1 protein-coding gene is annotated in these 356 nt (G+C 59.3%); it reads left to right on the top strand.

Annotation, left to right across the window (positions count from 1 at the left end; translation table 11 throughout):
* The coding region (locus tag HWE04_RS24245) for an EF-Tu/IF-2/RF-3 family GTPase (RefSeq protein WP_241813929.1) at nt 1-356 on the top strand (356 nt) is incomplete at both ends.

The following is a 356-nucleotide window of genomic DNA, read 5'->3' as shown; positions in this document are numbered from 1 at the left end:
GACACCTACATCCCGACCCCGGAACGTGCTGTTGACGGTACCTTCCTGATGCCGGTGGAAGACGTGTTCTCGATCTCCGGTCGTGGCACCGTGGTGACTGGTCGCGTTGAGCGCGGCATCATCAAGGTCGGCGAAGAAATCGAAATCGTCGGTATCGCCGACACCCAGAAGACCACCTGCACCGGCGTGGAAATGTTCCGCAAGCTGCTGGACCAAGGTCAAGCTGGCGACAACGTTGGCGTTCTGCTGCGTGGTACCAAGCGTGAAGACGTGCAACGTGGCCAGGTTCTGGCCAAGCCGGGTTCGATCAAGCCGCACAAGCACTTCACCGGCGAGATCTATGTTCTGTCGAAGGA

The sequence above is a fragment of the Herbaspirillum sp. C7C2 genome (assembly GCF_022627865.1).
GTDB classification, from domain to species: Bacteria; Pseudomonadota; Gammaproteobacteria; order Burkholderiales; family Burkholderiaceae_D; genus Herbaspirillum; species Herbaspirillum frisingense.
This window is presented reverse-complemented; position numbering and strand designations above follow the sequence as displayed.